Annotated in this window: 18 protein-coding genes; 10 read left to right on the top strand and 8 right to left on the bottom strand. The window is 70.9% G+C overall.

Annotated elements, in window-relative coordinates; all coding sequences use genetic code 11:
• Window positions 1-46: 46 nt before the first annotated feature.
• The 3 genes from ACLIME_RS10370 (at window position 47) to ACLIME_RS10360 (ending at window position 2242) form a co-directional block, all read left to right on the top strand.
• Window positions 47-661, top strand: a complete 615-nt coding sequence (locus ACLIME_RS10370) for a GntR family transcriptional regulator (RefSeq protein ID WP_411556864.1) — start codon at window positions 47-49, stop codon at window positions 659-661.
• Between the two features lie 122 nt (window positions 662-783).
• Entirely contained in the window at window positions 784-1575 is a 792-nt protein-coding gene (locus ACLIME_RS10365) for an aquaporin (protein ID WP_411556863.1), read from the top strand.
• 163 nt (window positions 1576-1738) lie between these two features.
• Window positions 1739-2242 (top strand): hypothetical protein, encoded by a 504-nt coding sequence (locus ACLIME_RS10360; RefSeq protein WP_124767331.1) that lies wholly within the window; start codon window positions 1739-1741, stop codon window positions 2240-2242.
• Between the two features lie 93 nt (window positions 2243-2335).
• Here ACLIME_RS10360 and ACLIME_RS10355 read toward each other — a convergent pair whose 3' ends face one another.
• The 3 genes from ACLIME_RS10355 to ACLIME_RS10345 all read right to left on the bottom strand — a co-directional run bounded on the left by ACLIME_RS10355 (window position 2336) and on the right by ACLIME_RS10345 (window position 4161).
• Window positions 2336-2545 carry an antitoxin gene (locus tag ACLIME_RS10355; RefSeq protein ID WP_079706736.1) on the bottom strand — a complete coding sequence of 70 codons (210 nt, stop codon included), beginning with the start codon at window positions 2543-2545 and terminating at the stop codon, window positions 2336-2338.
• Between the two features lie 118 nt (window positions 2546-2663).
• On the bottom strand, window positions 2664-3452 hold the full coding sequence (locus ACLIME_RS10350; protein ID WP_411556862.1) for a DUF305 domain-containing protein: 789 nt from the start codon (window positions 3450-3452) through the stop codon (window positions 2664-2666).
• Between the two features lie 4 nt (window positions 3453-3456).
• Window positions 3457-4161 carry a DUF3105 domain-containing protein gene (locus tag ACLIME_RS10345; RefSeq protein WP_124767330.1) on the bottom strand — a complete coding sequence of 235 codons (705 nt, stop codon included), beginning with the start codon at window positions 4159-4161 and terminating at the stop codon, window positions 3457-3459.
• 165 nt (window positions 4162-4326) lie between these two features.
• On the opposite strand from ACLIME_RS10345, the gene ACLIME_RS10340 reads away from it, so the two are divergent.
• Window positions 4327-5580: an Nramp family divalent metal transporter gene (locus tag ACLIME_RS10340; protein ID WP_411556861.1), complete on the top strand. Its 1254-nt coding sequence runs from the start codon at window positions 4327-4329 to the stop codon at window positions 5578-5580.
• A gap of 51 nt (window positions 5581-5631) precedes the next feature.
• Here ACLIME_RS10340 and ACLIME_RS10335 read toward each other — a convergent pair whose 3' ends face one another.
• Window positions 5632-6309 carry a metal-dependent transcriptional regulator gene (locus ACLIME_RS10335; protein WP_411556860.1) on the bottom strand — a complete coding sequence of 226 codons (678 nt, stop codon included), beginning with the start codon at window positions 6307-6309 and terminating at the stop codon, window positions 5632-5634.
• A gap of 174 nt (window positions 6310-6483) precedes the next feature.
• Between ACLIME_RS10335 and ACLIME_RS10330 the strand changes: the two genes are divergently transcribed.
• The 6 genes from ACLIME_RS10330 (at window position 6484) to ACLIME_RS10305 (ending at window position 13068) form a co-directional block, all read left to right on the top strand.
• The gene (locus ACLIME_RS10330; protein WP_411556859.1) at window positions 6484-6789 is read left to right on the top strand and encodes a hypothetical protein; all 306 of its coding nucleotides are present in this window, start codon (window positions 6484-6486) and stop codon (window positions 6787-6789) included.
• 195 nt (window positions 6790-6984) lie between these two features.
• Window positions 6985-8349 carry a cystathionine beta-synthase gene (locus tag ACLIME_RS10325; RefSeq protein WP_064295706.1) on the top strand — a complete coding sequence of 455 codons (1365 nt, stop codon included), beginning with the start codon at window positions 6985-6987 and terminating at the stop codon, window positions 8347-8349.
• A 133-nt stretch (window positions 8350-8482) separates the two neighbouring features.
• Entirely contained in the window at window positions 8483-9661 is a 1179-nt protein-coding gene (locus ACLIME_RS10320) for a cystathionine gamma-synthase (RefSeq protein WP_137243873.1), read from the top strand.
• 159 nt (window positions 9662-9820) lie between these two features.
• Entirely contained in the window at window positions 9821-11326 is a 1506-nt protein-coding gene (locus ACLIME_RS10315; protein WP_411556858.1) for an MFS transporter, read from the top strand.
• A 171-nt stretch (window positions 11327-11497) separates the two neighbouring features.
• The gene (locus ACLIME_RS10310; RefSeq protein ID WP_411556857.1) at window positions 11498-12064 is read left to right on the top strand and encodes a DUF1648 domain-containing protein; all 567 of its coding nucleotides are present in this window, start codon (window positions 11498-11500) and stop codon (window positions 12062-12064) included.
• A 116-nt stretch (window positions 12065-12180) separates the two neighbouring features.
• Complete coding sequence (locus tag ACLIME_RS10305) at window positions 12181-13068, top strand: DarT ssDNA thymidine ADP-ribosyltransferase family protein (protein WP_411556856.1); 888 nt, start codon at window positions 12181-12183, stop codon at window positions 13066-13068.
• Window positions 13069-13364: 296 nt separating this feature from the next.
• Here ACLIME_RS10305 and ACLIME_RS10300 read toward each other — a convergent pair whose 3' ends face one another.
• The 4 genes from ACLIME_RS10300 to ACLIME_RS10285 are packed head-to-tail and all read right to left on the bottom strand — an operon-like array spanning window position 13365 to window position 17762.
• On the bottom strand, window positions 13365-14414 hold the full coding sequence (locus ACLIME_RS10300) for a LacI family DNA-binding transcriptional regulator (protein WP_411556855.1): 1050 nt from the start codon (window positions 14412-14414) through the stop codon (window positions 13365-13367).
• Between the two features lie 59 nt (window positions 14415-14473).
• Complete coding sequence (locus tag ACLIME_RS10295; RefSeq protein WP_411556854.1) at window positions 14474-15412, bottom strand: sugar phosphate isomerase/epimerase family protein; 939 nt, start codon at window positions 15410-15412, stop codon at window positions 14474-14476.
• Window positions 15409-16596, bottom strand: coding sequence for a dihydrodipicolinate synthase family protein (locus tag ACLIME_RS10290; RefSeq protein WP_411556853.1), 1188 nt, complete (start codon window positions 16594-16596; stop codon window positions 15409-15411). Before ACLIME_RS10290 ends, ACLIME_RS10295 begins: the two co-directional genes overlap by 4 nt.
• Window positions 16593-17762 (bottom strand): Gfo/Idh/MocA family protein, encoded by a 1170-nt coding sequence (locus tag ACLIME_RS10285; RefSeq protein ID WP_411558789.1) that lies wholly within the window; start codon window positions 17760-17762, stop codon window positions 16593-16595. The genes ACLIME_RS10290 and ACLIME_RS10285 overlap by 4 nt, the downstream gene beginning before the upstream one ends.
• Window positions 17763-17795 lie beyond the last annotated feature (33 nt).

Genomic DNA, 17795 nt, shown 5'->3' with positions numbered 1-17795 from the left:
CCCCGATGGACCGTCCGGGTCGCGGCCGTCGCCTGTCGGCGATTCCGTGACCGAGCGGATCCGCAACGCGATCTACGACGGGACGCTCCCCTCGGGCGAGCTGCTCATCGAGGAGGAGCTCCGGGAGTGGCTCGACGCTCCGAGTAAGGAAGTCGCCGCAGCACTCCGGGAACTCGAGCGCGTCGGACTAGTCGAGACGGCACCGCAGCGGCACACCCGGGTCGCGCAGCCACGGGCCGAGGACCGGACAGCCGTCCTGCAGACCCTCGGAGCGCTCGTCAGCGGCGTCGTCCGGGTCACCGTCCCGACGTTGACCGCTGGGCAACGGGCCGAGCTCCTGGCGTTCGTCGAGCACACGATGACGACGGTGACGGCGGAGGACGCGGATGCGCACGGCCGCTGCGTCTGGGGGCTCGTGGACCGGTTCCTGAAGCACTGCGAGAACCCGGTCCTCGTCTCCGCGACGAAGGACGTGATCGGCGCCCTGATCTACCGCGTCGCGGCGACGCGGTCGGCCGAGACGGTGGACTGGTCGGATCTGCGCGTCGGGTACCCGCACCTCCGCTCCGCGATCGCCTCGGGCGACGCCGTCGGCGCGGAGCTCGCGATCGAGCACGTCTTCCGGCTCCAGGTCCCGCTCCACGACCTGGAGGTGCACTGAGCGACGGCGACATGCTGCCCTCGGGGCTGTCGCCGGTGGGACGCGGGGCAATAGTCTGCTGATGGCGCGGTGCTCGCCAGAGCTCCGCGTCCACGTCGTCACCTCGAGCGAGAAGAGCCCAGATGTCCTCCCCGGAAGTCCCACCCTCCGTCGAACCGACCACCGCGTCGCAACTCCTCGCAGAGCTGGCCGGCACCTTCCTGCTGGTCTTCGGTCTCGTCGGGACGGCGACCTTCTCCGCATTCTTCGGCGAGGAGACCTCCAACCCCCTGGGCGTCGGTTTCCTCGGGGTGGCGATCGCCCTCGGCCTCTCGGTGACTATCGCCGCCTACGCGTTCGGCCCTATCTCCGGCGGGCACTTCAACCCGGCGGTGACGCTCGGGCTCGCCGCCGCCGGTCGGTTCCCCTGGCGTGCGACGTGGACGTTCATCCTCGCGCAGCTCGTCGGAGCATTCCTCGGCGCACTCGCGGTGTTCGGCCTCGCGGCCGGCGGGCCGGCAGGCTTCCTCGACAAGTCGGTCGCGGGCGGCTTCGTCTCGAACGGCTTCGGCGAGCTCTCGCCCGGCGGATTCGGACTCGTCTCGGCGATCGTGATCGAGGTCGTCATCACCGCACTCTTCCTCTACGTCATCCTCGGCGTCACGCACACGCGGGCCGCCGCGGGCTTCGCGCCGATCGCCATCGGCGGCACGCTCACGCTGTTCCTGTTGATCGCGATTCCGATCGACAACGGCTCGCTCAACCCGGCGCGCTCCATCGCGACCGCCATCTTCGGCGGGGCCGACTGGCTCGCGCAGGTCTGGGTGTTCATCGTGTTCCCGATCATCGGCGCGCTGATCGCCGGATTCAGCTATCGGATCCTGTTCGAGGGGACCCGCCCGGTGGGTTCCCGACCGGTCGCGAACCGCAGCTGAGTCGTCCGAGCGTCGCCCGCACCCCGTCCGCCCTGGTGGACGGGGTGCGTCGTTTCGGGCCGGCACCCCGCGAACGCGGGCAACCCGCATTGGGGGACGCGCTTTCCACGGGCACCGAGCATGCTTGAGGTTCGAGCGCCGGAACCTTGGAGGGGCGATGACGATGACCGAACGCGACGCCCCCACGACCGCGTGGGTGGGTCCGCTGCAGGACGGCGGCAGCATGCCCGATGCGCCGCTCCCTCCGGACGTCGCCTGGGAACTCCTCCGGGAGGCGCTCGTCGAGGACTTCATCGACGACCTCCCGCGTCCGGTCCGGACGGCGGAACTCGCCGCGAAGCTCCATGTGAGCCGAGCGTCGCTCATGACGAACATCCGTCGCGGCAATGTCGTCGCGAACCGTCGCGCCGGCCGATGGGAGATCGACACCGTCGCGAGCCGCACCTATCTGCGGTCGGCCATTCTCAGCCTGGGCGAACGTCGTCGCGCGCTGAGCGGTGTCGATGAAGACCGCTCCGCGACCGTGCAACTGACGCTCAGCGGACGCGCATCAGAAGTCCTCTCGGACCTGATGCAGGACACGCACCTGTCCGCTCCCGAACTCGTGGCCATCGCGCTCGACCGGTTCCGGAGCAATCCCGTGGACGCCGGCGTCGACGGGCACTGATCGACCCGGAAGGGCGATCGAGCGCTGACCGGCGCAGACGTGAACGGCCGGGCGCCCATCGGGACCCGGCCGTCTCGCGTTTCGAGCCGGGGACTACTCGTTGCCGACGGCCTTGTCCGCCGCGTCGCGGGCGCCGTCGATCTGCTCGTCGAACTTGCCGCCGGTGACCTTCTTGGCCGCGTCGGCCACGCTGCCGAGGAGCTTGTCGCTGATGTCCTCGGCCTGTTCGCTCTTCAGCGCGTCCTTGACCTTGTTGTCCTTCAGGAATTCCTGAGCCTTCTTGGTGATGTCGTCGAGTGCCATTCGTCGCTCCTGTTCATCGGGCCCGTTCGGGCGTCGGGATCATTCTTCGCCGTCAGCCGGTGTTCTGGCTAGCCCCTTGTCGGAGCCCGCAGCTCGCCCGGGCGGTCGACAGGAGGGGTCAGCCGGCGAGGTCGACCGGCCCGCCCCGGTCGTCGAGCATGCTGGTCATGAGCTCGATCTCCGCCTGCTGGCTCGCGATGACCGCGCGCGTGAAGGCCAGCGCGGTCGCGTTCGTGGTCCGCGGCTGCAGCGCCTCGGCCATCTCGACCGCGCCCTGGTGGTGGGCGATCATCAGCGTGAGGAAGACCCGCTCGGCTTGGAGACCGGACGCTGCCGTCAGCTGGTCGATCTGGGCGGGGGTGGCGAGGCCCGGCATCGGGTCGCCCGGGGTGTGGGTGGATCCCGGGGTCGCCGTGTCACCGCCGTGCGCATGGCCGCTCGCGCCCGTGAGCGTGGGGAGCGTCATCCACGTCATGTCCGGCTGCCGTGAACCCTGCGGCAGGTTCCACTGGACGAGCCAGTCGTACAGCTGGCCCGACTGCTGCGCCTGGGTGGTCGCGATGTCGTACGCGAGGGTGCGCACGTCGACCGCGTCCGTCCGATCGCGGATGATCATGGCGAGCTCCACACCCTGGTTGTGGTGCACCTGCATGTCGCGCGAGAAGCCCGCTTCGGCACTCGTCGTGGTGGGTGTCGGGTCGGCGAGCGTGCTGAGCCGACCGACGGAGAAACCGATCGCCGCGGCGACCATGATCGCGACGACGGCCATCGCGGCGATGACGACGCGGGTCCGGCTGGAGCCGTCGGGGGAGCCTTGCGCCTCCCAGGCGGCGAGTTCCTCGTCGGTCACGCCGCCGTCGGCCGGTTCACCGGTCGCCGGGGCGTCGGGTGTGCTCGCCGGGGTCAACGGATCAGACCTTGCCGGGACCGTCGATCGCGCCGGTGCAGGCCGCGCCGGGCTCCGGGACGTTGTTGCTCTTCCAGAACTCCTCGAAGAAGTCGGCGATGCGCGCGTCGCTCGCGTTGTTGACCTGCAGTTGGGAATTCCAGCCGCTCAGCACGATGGGCGAGGGGAGGTCGGACTTCGGCGACAGGACGACGTACGTGGTGGGGAGCAGCTCCTTGAGCTTCGTGAGCTCCGCGTCGCTGAGGGACGGGTCGTAGGTGACCCAGATCGCGCCGTGCTCGAGGGAGTGGACCGCGTTCTCGTTGGTCTGCTCCTCGGTGTAGATGCCGCAGTTCAGCCAGTACTGGTTGTGCGGGCCACCGGCCGGCGGGTTCTGCGGGTAGTCGACCGTGCCCTCGACGTGTTCCGAGGTGTTCTGGAACAGCTCCACGCCCGCGATGTCCTGGCCGGTGCCGGTGCCACCGCCGGGGTAGCTGGCGTTCTTCGGCAGGGTGAGGACGACGCTCGTGATGAGGACCGCGATGACGGCCACACCGCCCACGACGCCGGCCCAGATCCCGATGCGGCGGTTGCGGTTCTTCCGCTTCTGCGCCTGCTTGAACGCGGCTACCTTGGCCTGACGCTGGGCTTCGCGCTCCTGCTTCACGCTCTGCTGCTTGACGGCGGGCGGGACGGGGGTGTTCTTGGGGCGATCTGCTGCAGGGGTCACGGGGGCCTCTCGAAAAGTTGTATGCGTAACTATCGAACCAGATCGGCTTGCGGGTGCCGTTCCGGCGCCTGACGATGCGCAGTCGATTCTCAGGCTCATCCAAGCAGACAGCCGGTGAATCCAAGAGTTAGCCTCGTCTAACAAATGTAGCTCGGTCTTGCTAACATGGCCGACGTGACCAGTGACCTCGCCGCTCCGACGACCCGCGCGCCCCGCGGACCCCGACTCCTGTTCCTCCTCGGGCCCGCCTTCGTGGCGGCGATCGCCTACGTCGATCCTGGGAACGTCGCGGCCAACCTCACGGCGGGAGCCCAGTACGGCTACCTGCTCGTCTGGGTGCTCGTCGCCGCGAACGCTATGGCCGTGCTCGTCCAGTACCTCTCCGCCAAGCTCGGCCTCGTCACCGGGCAGAGCCTGCCCGAGCTGCTCGGCTCGCGACTGCGCACCGGGCCGCGTCGGCTCTACTGGGTGCAGGCGGAGCTCGTCGCCGCCGCGACCGACCTCGCCGAAGTGATCGGCGGCGCCGTGGCGCTGTACCTGCTGTTCGGGATCCCGCTCGTGCTCGGCGGCGTCATCGTCGGGGTCTTCTCGATCGTGCTCCTCGCCGTGCAGAACTGGTACGGCCAGCGGCACTTCGAGTTCGCGATCCTGACGCTCCTCGCCGTCATCGCCGTCGGCTTCCTCGCCGGCCTGTTCGTCAGTCCCGTCGACTGGGGTGCCGCGGCCGGTGGGCTGGTGCCTCGGTTCGAGGGCACGGCGACGGTCCTGCTCGCCGCGAGCATGCTCGGCGCGACGGTCATGCCGCACGCGATCTACCTCCACTCCTCGCTGAGTCGGGACCGGCACGGCGTCCAGACGAGCGACGGCGCCATCCGTCGGCTCATCGTGGCGACCCGCTGGGACGTCGCGGCGGCACTCGTCCTCGCCGGAGCGGTGAACATCGCGATGCTCCTGCTCGCGGCCGCGTCGCTCGGCGGTGTCGAGGGGACGGACTCGATCGAGGGGGCGCACGCGGCGATCACCGCTGCGCTCGGGCCGGTCATCGGCGTGATCTTCGCCATCGGCCTGCTCGCATCGGGGCTCGCCTCGACCTCGGTGGGCGCCTACGCGGGAGCGGCGATCATGGGAGGGCTCCTCAAGGTGCGCATCCCGTTGCTCGCCCGACGCGTGATCACCCTGATCCCGGCACTCGTCATCCTGGCTGCGGGCATCGACCCGACCACCGCGCTCGTGCTCAGCCAGGTGTTCCTCAGCCTCGGCATCCCCTTCGCGCTCATCCCGCTCGTGCGCTACACGGGCGACCGGCGGATCATGGGTGTCCACGTCAACCAGCTCGCCACGCGCGTGTTCGCCTGGATCGTGGTCGCGCTCATCGTCACGCTGAACGTCGCGCTCATCGTGCTGACGTTCTTCGGGTGATCAGCCCGGCGGTTCGCTCGCCGGAACATCGGCGAACGGAGATGCCGGCGATCAGGCGACGACCGTCACCCAGACGGCGTCGGCGGCGAGGCGACCGAGCGTGAGGCGGGTGCCGGTGGCGGTGAGTCGGAGTTCCAGTTCGCCCGCGAACGCACGGTGGTCGTCCACGCTGAGTTCGGTGTCGAGGACGATGCCGAGGGTGCTCAGATGGCGGAGGTTCTCCGGGTCGGCGTCCGAGATGCGGCACACCGTCAGTGGGCTGTCGGACGGCGCCTCGTTCAACCGGACCGCGTCCGGGCGGTGCGGCGTGCCGTCGGCAGAGGGGATCGGGTCGCCGTGCGGATCGCGGATCGGGTGGCCGAGCGCGGCGTCGATGCGCTCGATCATCGTGTCGCTCGCCGCGTGCTCGAGGATCTCCGCCTCGTCGTGGACCTCGTCCCAGCCGTAGCCGAGCATCTCGACGAGGAAGGTCTCGATGAGCCGGTGCCGCCGCACCATCGCGACCGCGTGCGCCTGCCCGGCGGGGGTGAGCTCGATGCTGCCGTAGGGCTCGTGCACGACGAGTCCCTGGGCCGCGAGTCGCTTCACGGCGTCGGAGGCGGTCGCGGGACGGACACCCATGCGATCCGCGAGCAGCTTGACGGTGGCCGACTCGTCGGCCCACTCGGAGGTCGTCCAGATCGTCTTGAGGTAGTCCTGGGAGACGGCGGAGAGGCCGGAGACGGTCATGCCTCCAGTCTAGGGAGCGCGGTGCGCGTCCATCATGCGTCCGTCGGCAGGCCACCGGGTGTTCACGCCCGCCTGGCAGAATGGGCACCGGCACCCCCGAACAGGGCACCCGACTGCTACGGTCGAGTCCTCGCACCCGCGAACACCGATCCATCCGACGAGAAGGGCCACGCGATGTCCCAGGCGCTGCGCACCTCGACAACACGGCTCGGATCCGGCGCGCGTGCCACGCTCGAACTCGTCGCCGCGGCCATGGCGGGCGAAGGCCACCTGGAGGCACCCGAGGCGGACGGGACACCCCGTCGTCGCCCGGTCGAGCTCGCGCTGCGCCGGCTCCCGGCGCTCGTCGCGGTGCTGCTGCTCGCCGCGGTCGTGCTCACGGTCATCGGTGTCCTCATGGTGCTGACCCTCGCCGTCCGGCTGGTGTCCTCGGCTGTCTCGGCACTCGGTCCGCGGCAGCGACTCGTCGCGATCCACTGACGTCGGATCGGCCCCGTCATCCGGCTGCGTTCCCTGCACTCGCCGGGTAGGGTGGTCAGCATGCGTCTCCGCCTGTCGTGTTCCTGCTGTCCTCGCTGAACCGTCCCTGCCCGGGATGCCGCCTCAGCCGCCCCAGCCATCCGGTGACGCACGCGAGAGTCGTGCGGTGACGCACCACAGGAACAGATTGCAGACATGAACTACGCAGACTCCGTCCTCGATCTCATCGGGAACACGCCCCTCGTCAAGCTCAACCGGGTCACCGAGGGCATCGCGGCCACCGTGCTCGTCAAGGTCGAGTACCTCAACCCGGGCGGCTCCTCGAAGGACCGCATCGCGACGCGCATCATCGACGCCGCCGAGGCGTCGGGCGACCTCAAGCCGGGCGGCACGATCGTCGAGCCCACCTCCGGCAACACCGGCGTCGGCCTCGCCCTCGTCGCCCAGCAGCGCGGGTACCGCTGCGTGTTCGTCCTGCCCGACAAGGTCGGCGAGGACAAGCGGAACGTGCTCACCGCCTACGGTGCGGAGATCGTCGTCACGCCCACCTCTGTCGCTCCCGACAGCCCCGACTCGTACTACAGCGTGTCCGACCGCCTCACCGCCGAGATCCCGGGCGCGTTCAAGCCCAACCAGTACGCGAACCCGAACGGGCCGCGCAGCCACTACGAGTCGACCGGTCCCGAGATCTGGCGCGACACCGAGGGCGAGATCACCCACTTCGTCGCGGGCGTCGGTACCGGAGGCACCATCTCCGGGACGGGCAAGTACCTCAAGGAGGTCTCCGAGGGCGGCGTGCGCATCATCGGCGCAGACCCGGAGGGCTCCGTCTACTCGGGCGGCACCGGGCGTCCATACCTCGTCGAGGGCGTCGGCGAGGACTTCTGGCCGACCGCGTACGACCCCTCCATCCCCGACGAGATCATCGCCGTCACCGACGCCGAGTCGTTCGCGATGACACGTCGCCTCGCCCGTGAGGAGGGACTGCTCGTGGGCGGCTCCAGCGGCATGGCGGTCCAGGCGGCCCTCGTCGCGGCGCGCGACCTCCCGGCGTCGGCCGTGGTCGTCGTCCTCCTGCCCGACGGCGGGCGCGGCTACCTCGGCAAGATCTTCAACGACTCCTGGCTGCAGTCCTACGGCTTCAGCGAGGTCGCCGACGACCGCACGGTGGGCGACATCCTCCGTGGCAAGGGCTCGGAGATGCCGGACCTCGTGCACGTGCACCCGAGCGACACCGTCCGCGACGTCGTCGACATCATGACCGAGTACGGCGTCTCGCAGCTCCCGGTGCTGAGCGCCGAGCCGCCCGTGGTGATGGGCGAGGTCGTCGGTGCGATCGACGAGGCCAGCCTCATGGACGCCGTCTTCAGCGGCGCGGCCAAGATGAACGACGCCGCGAGCGCGTTCGTCGGCGACCCGCTGCCGCTCATCGGTCTCGGTGAGTCCATCCCGGCGGCGCGCGCGGCGCTCGGTTCCGCCCCGGCGTTCCTCGTCACCGACGGTGGCAAGCCGATCGGCGTCATCACGCGGCACGACCTCCTCACCTACCTGGCGGGTTGAGCGTGGGCGGCATGCAGGTCGTGTGGGCGGAGTCCGGGCGATGTCCCGACCGCGCCCGACCCCGGTGACCGGGGCAGTCCGACCGGTCGCCCACCCCGACACCTCCCCGAATCCTGAACCGAAAGAGTCACCCATGAGCAAGCACGACCACGGCTTCGCCACCCGCAGCATCCACGCCGGACAGGAGTTCGACCCCACCACCGGGGCGATCATCCCGCCGATTTACCAGACGTCGACCTTCGTCCAGGACGGCGTCGGCGGGCTCCGCGGCGGCTACGAGTACAGCCGCTCCGCCAACCCGACCCGCACGGCGCTCGAGACGCAGCTCGCCGCGCTCGAGGGTGCGAAGCACGGCTTCTCCTTCGCCTCCGGCCTCGCCGCCGAGGACGCGCTCATCCGCACGGCCCTCCGCCCCGGCGACCACATCGTCATCGGCAACGACGTCTACGGCGGTACTTACCGGCTGATCAACCGGGTGCACGGCGCCTGGGGCATCGAGCACACGGTCGTGGACCTCGGCGACCTCGCGGCCGTCGAAGCGGCGATCATCCCGGGCCGCACGAAGCTGCTGTGGGTCGAGACGCCGAGCAACCCGCTCATGAAGATCAGCGACATCGCGGCACTCGCGGCCCTCGCGCACCGCCACGAGGTGCTCTCCGTCGTGGACAACACCTTCGCCTCGCCGGCGCTGCAGCAGCCGCTCTCGCTCGGGGCCGACATCGTCGTGCACTCGACGACCAAGTACCTCGGCGGTCACTCCGACGTCCTCGGTGGCGCCGTCATCATGAACGACGACGAGCTCGCCGAGCAGCTCGGCTTCGTGCAGTTCGCCGCCGGCGCGGTCTCGGCCCCGCTCGACGCGTGGCTCACGACCCGCGGCATCAAGACCCTCGCGGTGCGCATGCGCCAGCACAGCGCGAACGCGCAGGCGATCGCGGAGTTCCTCGACGGCCACGCCGCCGTCGAGCGCGTCTACTACCCGGGCCTCGAGAGCCACCCCGGTCACGAGCTCGCCGCCCGCCAGATGTCCGGGTTCGGCGGCATGCTGTCGCTCGCGCTCGTCGGTGGCCCGGCTGCAGCCACGCGCCTCGTCGAGAAGACGAAGCTCTTCGCGCTCGCCGAGTCGCTCGGCGGCGTCGAGTCGCTCATCGGCCTGCCGGCGCAGATGACGCACGCCTCGGTGAAGGGCACGGAGCTGGCGGTCCCCGAGAACGTCGTCCGGCTGTCGGTCGGCATCGAGGACGTCGCCGACCTCATCGCCGACCTCGACCGCGCGCTCGCGAAGGTCTTGAAGGCGAGCGCCAAGCACTAGCGGGCGGTCCCGGCTCGTTCGCAATTCAGGAAGGCTGCGGCGCGTCCTGCGCCGAACCCGTCGATCGGCGACGGCGCGCCGGGCACGTCCTGAATGGTGAACGGGCAGGGGTTCGTCTGCGCTTGACCTCAAGTCACGTTGAGGTTCTAGGCTCGGATCGTGACCACAGCGACGACCCCCGAGCCCGTGACCGGAGCCGACACGACGCCCCGCGACCGCGGGATTTTCAGCCGCCGGTTCGTCCTCGTCACCATCGGTGCGTGCGCGCTCGTGTTCCTCGGCGCCTTCGAGTCCCTCGCCGTCACGACGATCATGCCGCTCGTGAGCGGGGAACTCGGCGGCGAGCAGCTCTACGCGCTCGCCTTCGCCGGCCCGCTCGCGGTCAGTGTCATCGGCATGGTCGCGGCGGGCTCGGTCGCCGACCGCATCGGTCCGGTCCAGCCGCTGCTCGCGTCAGTCGTCCTGTTCCTCATCGGTCTCCTCCTGGCCGGAACCGCGACCACCATGTGGGCCGTCGTCACCGGACGCCTCGTCCAGAGCCTCGGTTCGGGAGCGATGACCGTCGCCCTGTACGTCCTCGTCGCCCGCATCTACCCACCGGCCCTGCACCCGCGGATCTTCGCCGGGTTCGCGGCCGCCTGGGTGGTCCCCTCCCTGATCGGGCCGTTCCTCGCCGGGGTGGTCGCCGAGCGGTTCAGCTGGCACTGGGTCTTCCTCGGGGTCGTCGGCCTCGTGGTCGTCGCGACGCTCCTCCTCCTGCCGGCCCTCCGGATGCTGCGCGCCTCCGCCACCGAACGCGCGGAGCGGCAGGCCGCCGAGCAGCAGTCGGCGAAGGAGAGCGGCGAGGCGGCCACCGTCGCGCGCACGGGCGCGGAGCTGCGCCGACTCGGGTGGGCGGTGCTCGTCGCGGCGGCGGTCCTCGCGGTCAACCTCTCGACGGAGTTCTCGGGATGGACCGCCTGGGCGCTCCCGGTCGTCGGTGCCGTGGTCGCGATCCTCGCCCTCCGCCCCCTGATTCCGCTCGGCACGCTCACCGCACGCCGCGGGCTCCCGACGGTCATCCTGGTGCGCGGACTGACCTCCGCCGCGTTCTTCGGCGCCGAGGTGTACGTGCCGTACCTGCTGACCCGCGAGCACGGGCTCACGCCGGCGCTCGCCGGACTCGCGCTCACCGGTGGGGCGATCGCGTGGTCGCTGTCGTCCTGGTTGCAGGGGCGCCTCGGGGACCGGCTGTCGAATGCGAACGCCGTGCAGATCGGGTCGTCACTCGTCACGGTCGCCGTCGCGATCGCCCTGTCCGCCGCCCTCGTCGGCCTGCCGCCGGTGGTGCCGATCGTCGCCTGGGTGGTGAGCGGCGGCGGCATGGGCCTCATGTTCCCGCGCCTCAGCGTCATGACGCTCGCCTACTCCGACGAGCGCTCGCAGGGGTTCAACAGCGCGGCGATGTCGATCGGCGACGCGATCGGCGGTGCTCTCGCCCTCGCGGCGACCGGGCTGGCGTTCACGGCACTCGACGGCTCCCGTGTGTTCGCCGGGCTGGGCTGGATCGCTCCCGGCGGGGTCGCGTTCGCCGGATGCTTCGCGATCGCGCTGGTCGCCGGTGTCGTGGCGGTCGTCGTCGCGCGTCGGGTGGGCCGACCAGCGGAGCCAGGCGCGACCGGGTGAGTCGAGACGCCGTCGCCTGGGTAGTGCTGCGGTGCGTGGGGGGTAGCGTCGCCCACGCATCGCTGCAGTGTCCAGGCGGCGGCCCCGAGGTGGAGAACCAGGGCATCGGGTATGGTTGATGCAGATATTCCTGGGGTGCGCACCAGGGTGCTCGCGCAGATGAGGAGTGGGATGCAGGACCCGACGACCACTCGCCCGGAGTGGCCCCCTCGCCGACCGCCGGTCTGGCCGCATCTCGTCGCACTCGTGATCGTCGCGGCGACGCTGGTCGTCGGCCTGGTGATGTATCCGTCTGCTCCTGATCCGATGCCGGTGCACTTCGACGCCGCACTCCAGCCGGACGCCTGGTCGGACAAGCGTCTCGGCGGGTTCCTGCTCCCGGTCATCATCGGGGCCGCGGTCGTGGCGATCTTCTGGATCGTCGCCGCCTGCCTACCGCTCGCCGGCACGACCCGATCGGATGTCGACCCCCACCCACCGACCACCGCATCGACGTGGTCCACGCAACTGTCGCCTCGTCCGGAGGTGACGGCTGCCACGCTGGACGCCACCGGGCGACTGCTGGGGGATCTGACGATCGCGACCGCCGCGCTCATCGCCGTCGTCGCACTCACCACCTGGCTCGGCGTGCCCGCGTGGATGGCGCCCTGGCTGCTCCCGGTGCTGATGGTGGCGTTCTTCGGATCACTCGCCGTGTCGTGCGTCCGGGGGTTCCGGGCGCAGCGCGGGCTGGCCTGAGGGTGCCCGCGTGCACGAGGGGTGCGGAAGCCGCGTACCCTTGATGCGTACGTCTCGGCTCGTCCCCCCAGTGACCCGCTCCTCGTGTCTCGGAGCCGGACTGCAGAAGGACTCTCTTGAGCGACGAATGCAAACACGGTTTCGACAACGGACTCTGCGCGACCTGCTTCCCGCCGCCGCCCCGCGAGGTGCCGGTCGCTGAACCACCCGCTCCCAAGGTCCGTCGGTCGACGGTCGCTCCCTCGCTCCGCGAGCCGGCCCCGACCCGCGTGCGGACCGCGGCCACCACGAAGACGGTGACGAAGGCGGCGGCAGCGCTGCCCGTGGTGCGCGTCGGCGAGCAGCGGCTGTACCACGTCACCCACATCCGCAATCTCGAGCGCATCCTCGAGACCGGTAGCATCCTGCCGGTGGCCTCCCCGGCGCTCCCCGACGGGCCGGTCGTCGACATCGCCGCCGCGAGCCACCGCGAAGCGCGACGCACGATGGTGCTCGCCGGCACCGACGACCTGACGCCCGCCGACTTCGTCCCGTTCTTCCTGACCCCGGACGCCGACCTCTGGGCGGGCATCCGCGCGGGCGAGCACGACGTCCGTCTGTCCGCCGAGGCGTTCGCGTCATCGGTCAACGACTACGTCGTGCTCGTCACCACGATCGACGGCGCAGCCGTGCACCCGGGCGAGTTCGACGCCGACACCGGCCGGCCCTCCCGCGCGCGGGTCGTGGTCGCCGACGGTGACGCCTCCCACGTGCTCACGAGCATCGGCGCGAACGCGATGACCGCAGACCGCATGGTGCAGCGCTTCGCGACCGACGAGGACTCCGCGGCCCTCCGACGCGCCGAGGTGCTCGTCGCCGACGCCGTGCCGTTCGACCGCGTCACCGTGATCGGTGTCGCGACGGTCAATGTCCGCGAGCACGTCAAGCGACTCGTCGCCGGCGCCGGCCACCGCACCAAGGTCGCCGCCTACACGCCGTGGTTCCAGGAGCACGTCGCCGAGTAGCAGCTGTCTCGCGTTCACAACTCCTGCTGGACGGCACCGGAACCCGGCTGTCGGTGCCGTGTCGGGCGGTCCAGCCGCCCTCAGCAGGAGTTGTGCGCGGAAACGAGTGCGCACCTCGGCTGTGTGGAGGTGAACGCGTCCCCTTCCGAGGACACCAGGCTCAGGGCGTGCTGCTGTCCGCAACTCCTGCTGCATGGCCCCAGGGCCACTGAGTCGGACGCTGCACACCCCGATCGGGGCGAGCTGCAGGAGTTGTGCCCCGGTGAACGCCCCGGGGGAGGAGACGGACTGGCGAGTCAGACGCGCGGTGGCGTGCTCTCGCGGAGGAGGACCGTCGCCCCGATGGGCTCCGTCGTCGTGCTGTCCGTCGCCGCGTCAAGCGCCAGCCGCACCGCGTGCTCACCGACCGCCTCGAGCGGCACGGCGACCGTGGTGAGCGCCGGGGTGACGTCGCGGGAGGTCGCGATGTCGTCGTAGCCGGCGACCGCGAGGTCCTCGGGAAGGCGGAGTCCGGCCGCGCGGAACGCCGACATCGCCCCGATCGCCATCACGTCGTTGACGGCGAAGACCAGGTCGACGTCGTCGAGTCCCAGCTGCAGGAGTTCGGCGGCACCCTGGCGCCCGCCGTCGCGGGTGAACTCGGCCCGGACGATCCTCGACGGATGGATCGCGATGCCGTGCTCGGCCAAACCCTCCGCGAACCCGCTCACGCGCTCGCGGGAGGTGAGCAGGCGGTCGTCGCCGGCGATGACGGCGAACCGGCGGTACCCGGCACCGACGAGCTCCCGGGCCAGCTCGCGGGCACCGGTCGCGTTGCCGAGCTGCACCGTGGCGAACGGGAGCGTCCGCTGCGAGACGAGGACGACGCGTCCGCCCGTCGACTCGTAGGCCGCGAGCTCATCCGACAGCCGGTGCTCCGACGCGACCCCGTCCCAGCGACTGCCCGTCAGGATGATGGCGCGTGGCCGCTGCCCGCGGAGCACCCGCACGAGTTCGAGTTCGCGCTCGTGGTCGCGGTGCGTGACGGCCATGGTCGTGGCGATGCGCTGCTCGTCGGCCGCGCGGATGGCCCCGGCCGCGATGGACGAGAAGTACGGGTCGGCGATGTCGCTCACGAGCAGCGAGATCGTCGACGACAGCCCCTTCGCGACCGCCTGGGCCGACAGGTTCGGCGTGTAGTTCAGCCGGAGCGCGGCGTCGAGGACCCGCCGACGGAACGTCTCGTTGACCGTCCGGGTGCTCCCGTTGAGCGCGCGCGACGCGGTGGCGAGGGAGACCCCCGCCTCACGGGCGACGTCGTGCAGCGTCGGTGGGACCGGCGTCGCCCGGTGCTCGTCGACCGACATGGCGCTCCTTCGTACTGGCGGCTGCTGAGACACACTCTGCCACAGGGCGGCCGCGGCGATCAGGGGTGGTGGATCGCGTCGTCGTCGTGGTCGAGGTGCGGGACGACCGTCGCCTGGAACGCGTCGACGGTGCGATCCACCACCTGCTGGAACGGGCTGTCCCAGATGTCCTGGTTGAAGAGCTCGACCTCGATGTCGCCGGTGTACCCCGCCGCCTCGACGGCACGGGTGAGCGAGCCGAAGTCGACGACACCGTCGCCCGGGTAGTGCCGGGAGAGGAGGACGTCCGCGGCGAGCGGCGTCGCCCAGTCGCACGCCTGGTAGCTGGAGATCCGACCGGTCGCGCCCGCGCGGGCGATCTGCTCGAGCACCTGCGGGTCCCACCAGATGTGGAAGGTGTCGACGACCACTCCGACGGCCTCCGGAGCGAACTGCTCGGCGATGTCGAGGGCCTGACCGAGCGTCGAGACGACCGCGCGGTCCGAGGCGTACATCGGATGCAACGGCTCGATGGCGAGCTGCACGCCGGACTCGAGCGCGTGGTCGGTGAGTTCACCGATCGCGTCTCGGACGAGTTCGCGGGCGCCGATGAGGTCACGGGATCCGGCCGGGAGGCCGCCCACCACGAGGACGAGGGCCGGTGCGCCGAGGGCGGCGGCCTCGTCGATCGCGGTCCGGTTGTCGTCGATCGACCTCCGGCGAGCCGGCCCCTCGGGCATGGTGAAGAAGCCACCACGGCAGAGGCTCGAGACACGCAGGCCGCTGTCCGTGAGGAGGCTCGCCGAGGCGGCGACGCCGTACTCCTGCACGGGCTCGCGCCAGGCGCCGAAGCTCGTGACACCGGCCGCCGTGACGGCTGCGACCGCCTCCGGGAGGGTGGCGTACTTGATCGTGGCCTGGTTGACCGAGAGTCGCGGGTGCGGGGTGGTGCTGCCGCCCGCCGGTCCCTCGGCTTGTCCCGCCGGTCGCTGAGCCTGTCGAAGGGCGGTGGTGCTCATCGGGTTCCTCCCGCAGTGGTCAGCGTGCCGACGACACCGGCCGTGCGCAGCAGGCCCGTCCAGCGTTCGGCGGCGAGCTCCGGGTGCTCGAGTGCGCCGGCCGCGTCGGCGAGGCGCACGATCTCCGACAGGTGCGGCAGGCTCCGGGCAGCGTGCAAGCCGCCGACCATCGAGAACGCCGGCTGGTGGTCGTTCAACCAGCTGAGGAAGGCGATGCCCGTCTTGTAGTAGTAGGTCGGCGCGGCGAAGATCTGCCGAGACAGGGCCTCGGTCGGTCGGAGGATCCGCTCGTAGGCGGCCGGGTCGCCGGCGTCGAGCGCCTGGATCGCGGCGGACGCGGCCGGAGCGATCGCGGTGAACGCACCGAGCAGGGCGTCGGAGTGTCCGACCGTGTCTCCGGCGATGAGGTCGACGTAGTTGAAGTCGTCCCCGGTGAACATCGTCGTGCCGGCCGGGAGGCGACGTCGGACGGCGATCTCCGCGTCGGCGTCGAGGAGGCTCATCTTGACCCCGGCGACGTGGTCGACGTGGTCGGTCATGATGCGCAGCAGGGTGTCCGAGGCCTCGGCGACGTCGCTTGCGCCGAAGTAGCCCTCGAGGCTCGGGTCGAACGCCGTGCCGAGCCAGTGCAGGACCACGGGTGCCTGCGCCGCCGACAGGACCCGGTCGTAGACGCGACGGTAGTCGTCGGCGGACCGCGCGGCCCTCGCCAGGTGTCGGCTGGCCATGAGCACGGTCCCGGCGCCCGCGTCCTCGGCGAACGCGAGCTGTTCGAGGTAGGCGTCGGCGACCGCGTCGAGCGAGACGGTCTCGTCGGTGAGATGGTCGGTGTTGACGCCCACGACGAGCGCGCCGCCGACGGAGGCGGCCTCCGCGGCGCTCCGGGTGATCAGCTCACGCGTGGCGGCGGTGTCGAGCCCCATGTTCCGCTGGGCGGTGTCCATCGCGTCCGCGACGCCGAGGCCGTACGACCACACGTGGTGGCGGTAGGCGAGCGTCGCGTCCCAGTCGAGCTCGGCGGGCGCGCCCGGCACGTTGTCGCCCCAGGCCGTCGGCACGACGTGTGCCGCGGCGTAGGCGGTGCGGCTCGCCAGGGGAGTGGTCGGGCGCTCGGCCACGACGGGCTCGCGGAGCTCCAGCGCGGTGACCGCGCCGTCGGTCGAGAGCAGCGGGACGGAGGTCATCGTGCGACCGAGGCCTCGAGCGACGCCAGCTCCTCGTCCGCGCCGGCGGTGTCGCCCGTGCCCCCGAGCGTCACCTCGGGCAGGTCGAGGCGGCGGCCGGTGCGCGAGCTCTCGAGGCCGAGCTCCGCGAGCAGGACGCCGCGCGCGCCGGCGAGGAGGTCGTACTCGTAGGGGCCGTCCTCGACGACGTGGCGGAGGAACTCCTCCCACTGCGTCTTGAACCCGTTCTCGAACACGTCGTTCGTCGGCACGTCCTGCCAATCGCCCGCGTAGTCGTGGTCGTCGGCGAGGTCGGGGTTCCACACCGGCTTCGGGGTGACGTTCCGCGGCTGCACCTTGCAACCGAAGAGACCGGCGACGGCGGAGCCATGCGTGCCGTCGACCTGGAACTGCACGAGCTCGTCGCGGTCGACGCGCACCGTCCAGCTGGAGTTGAGCTGGGCGATCACGCCGCCCTCGAGCTCGAAGACCCCGTAGGCGGCGTCGTCGGCGGTGGCCGCGTAGGCCTCGCCCCGCTCGTCGAAGCGCTCGGGGATGTGCGTCGTCGCCTTCGCGTACACCGACTCGACCCGACCGAAGAGGTTCTCGAGCACGTAGCTCCAGTGCGGGAACATGTCGACGACGATGCCGCCGCCGTCCTCGGCCCGGTAGTTCCAGCTCGGGCGCTGCGCCGGCTGCCAGTCGCCCTCGAACACCCAGTAGCCGAACTCGCCACGGACGGAGAGGATCCGACCGAAGAAGCCCGAGTCGATCAGGCGCTTGAGCTTGCGCAGCCCCGGCAGGTAGAGCTTGTCGTGTACGACGCCGTTCTTCACACCGGCCTCGGCGGCGAGGCGTGCGAGTTCCAGCGCCTCCTCGAAGGACTCCGCCGTCGGCTTCTCCGTGTAGATGGTCTTGCCGGCCGCGATCGCCTTGCGCAGCGCGGTCGCGCGGGCCTTCGTGACGAGGAAGTCGGCGTAGATGTCCCAGCGGGGGTCGGCGAGGACCGCGTCGAGGTCGGTCGAGGTGTGCTCGATGCCATGACGCGTGGCGAGCTCGTCGAGGGTCGCCTGGTTGCGGCCGACGAGGATCAACTCGATCTGGCGTCGGGTGCCGTCGGACAGCTGCACACCGCCCTGCTCCTGGATGGCCAGCAGCGAGCGCACGAGGTGCTGCCGGTAGCCCATGCGCCCGGTGGCGCCGTTGACGATGATCCCGAT

It is taken from the genome of Plantibacter sp. MPB07 (genome assembly GCF_046619465.1).
GTDB lineage: Bacteria > Actinomycetota > Actinomycetes > Actinomycetales > Microbacteriaceae > Plantibacter > Plantibacter auratus.
The sequence above is the reverse complement of the archived record's forward strand: the minus strand, read 5'-3'. Positions and strand labels throughout refer to the sequence as shown.

Bases quoted from the DNA above. Each gene is read 5' to 3' on its own strand.
- ACLIME_RS10325 (WP_064295706.1), top strand. From the start codon at position 6,985: ATGAACTACGCAGACTCCGTCCTCGATCTCATCGGGAACACGCCCCTC.
- ACLIME_RS10310 (WP_411556857.1), top strand. From the start codon at position 11,498: ATGCAGGACCCGACGACCACTCGCCCGGAGTGGCCCCCTCGCCGACCG.
- ACLIME_RS10285 (WP_411558789.1), bottom strand. From the start codon at position 17,762: ATGGGCTACCGGCAGCACCTCGTGCGCTCGCTGCTGGCCATCCAGGAG.
- ACLIME_RS10300 (WP_411556855.1), bottom strand. From the start codon at position 14,414: ATGTCGGTCGACGAGCACCGGGCGACGCCGGTCCCACCGACGCTGCAC.
- ACLIME_RS10340 (WP_411556861.1), top strand. From the start codon at position 4,327: ATGGCCGACGTGACCAGTGACCTCGCCGCTCCGACGACCCGCGCGCCC.
- ACLIME_RS10295 (WP_411556854.1), bottom strand. From the start codon at position 15,412: ATGAGCACCACCGCCCTTCGACAGGCTCAGCGACCGGCGGGACAAGCC.
- ACLIME_RS10365 (WP_411556863.1), top strand. From the start codon at position 784: ATGTCCTCCCCGGAAGTCCCACCCTCCGTCGAACCGACCACCGCGTCG.
- ACLIME_RS10320 (WP_137243873.1), top strand. From the start codon at position 8,483: ATGAGCAAGCACGACCACGGCTTCGCCACCCGCAGCATCCACGCCGGA.
- ACLIME_RS10290 (WP_411556853.1), bottom strand. From the start codon at position 16,596: ATGACCTCCGTCCCGCTGCTCTCGACCGACGGCGCGGTCACCGCGCTG.
- ACLIME_RS10335 (WP_411556860.1), bottom strand. From the start codon at position 6,309: ATGACCGTCTCCGGCCTCTCCGCCGTCTCCCAGGACTACCTCAAGACG.
- ACLIME_RS10355 (WP_079706736.1), bottom strand. From the start codon at position 2,545: ATGGCACTCGACGACATCACCAAGAAGGCTCAGGAATTCCTGAAGGAC.
- ACLIME_RS10360 (WP_124767331.1), top strand. From the start codon at position 1,739: ATGACCGAACGCGACGCCCCCACGACCGCGTGGGTGGGTCCGCTGCAG.
- ACLIME_RS10330 (WP_411556859.1), top strand. From the start codon at position 6,484: ATGTCCCAGGCGCTGCGCACCTCGACAACACGGCTCGGATCCGGCGCG.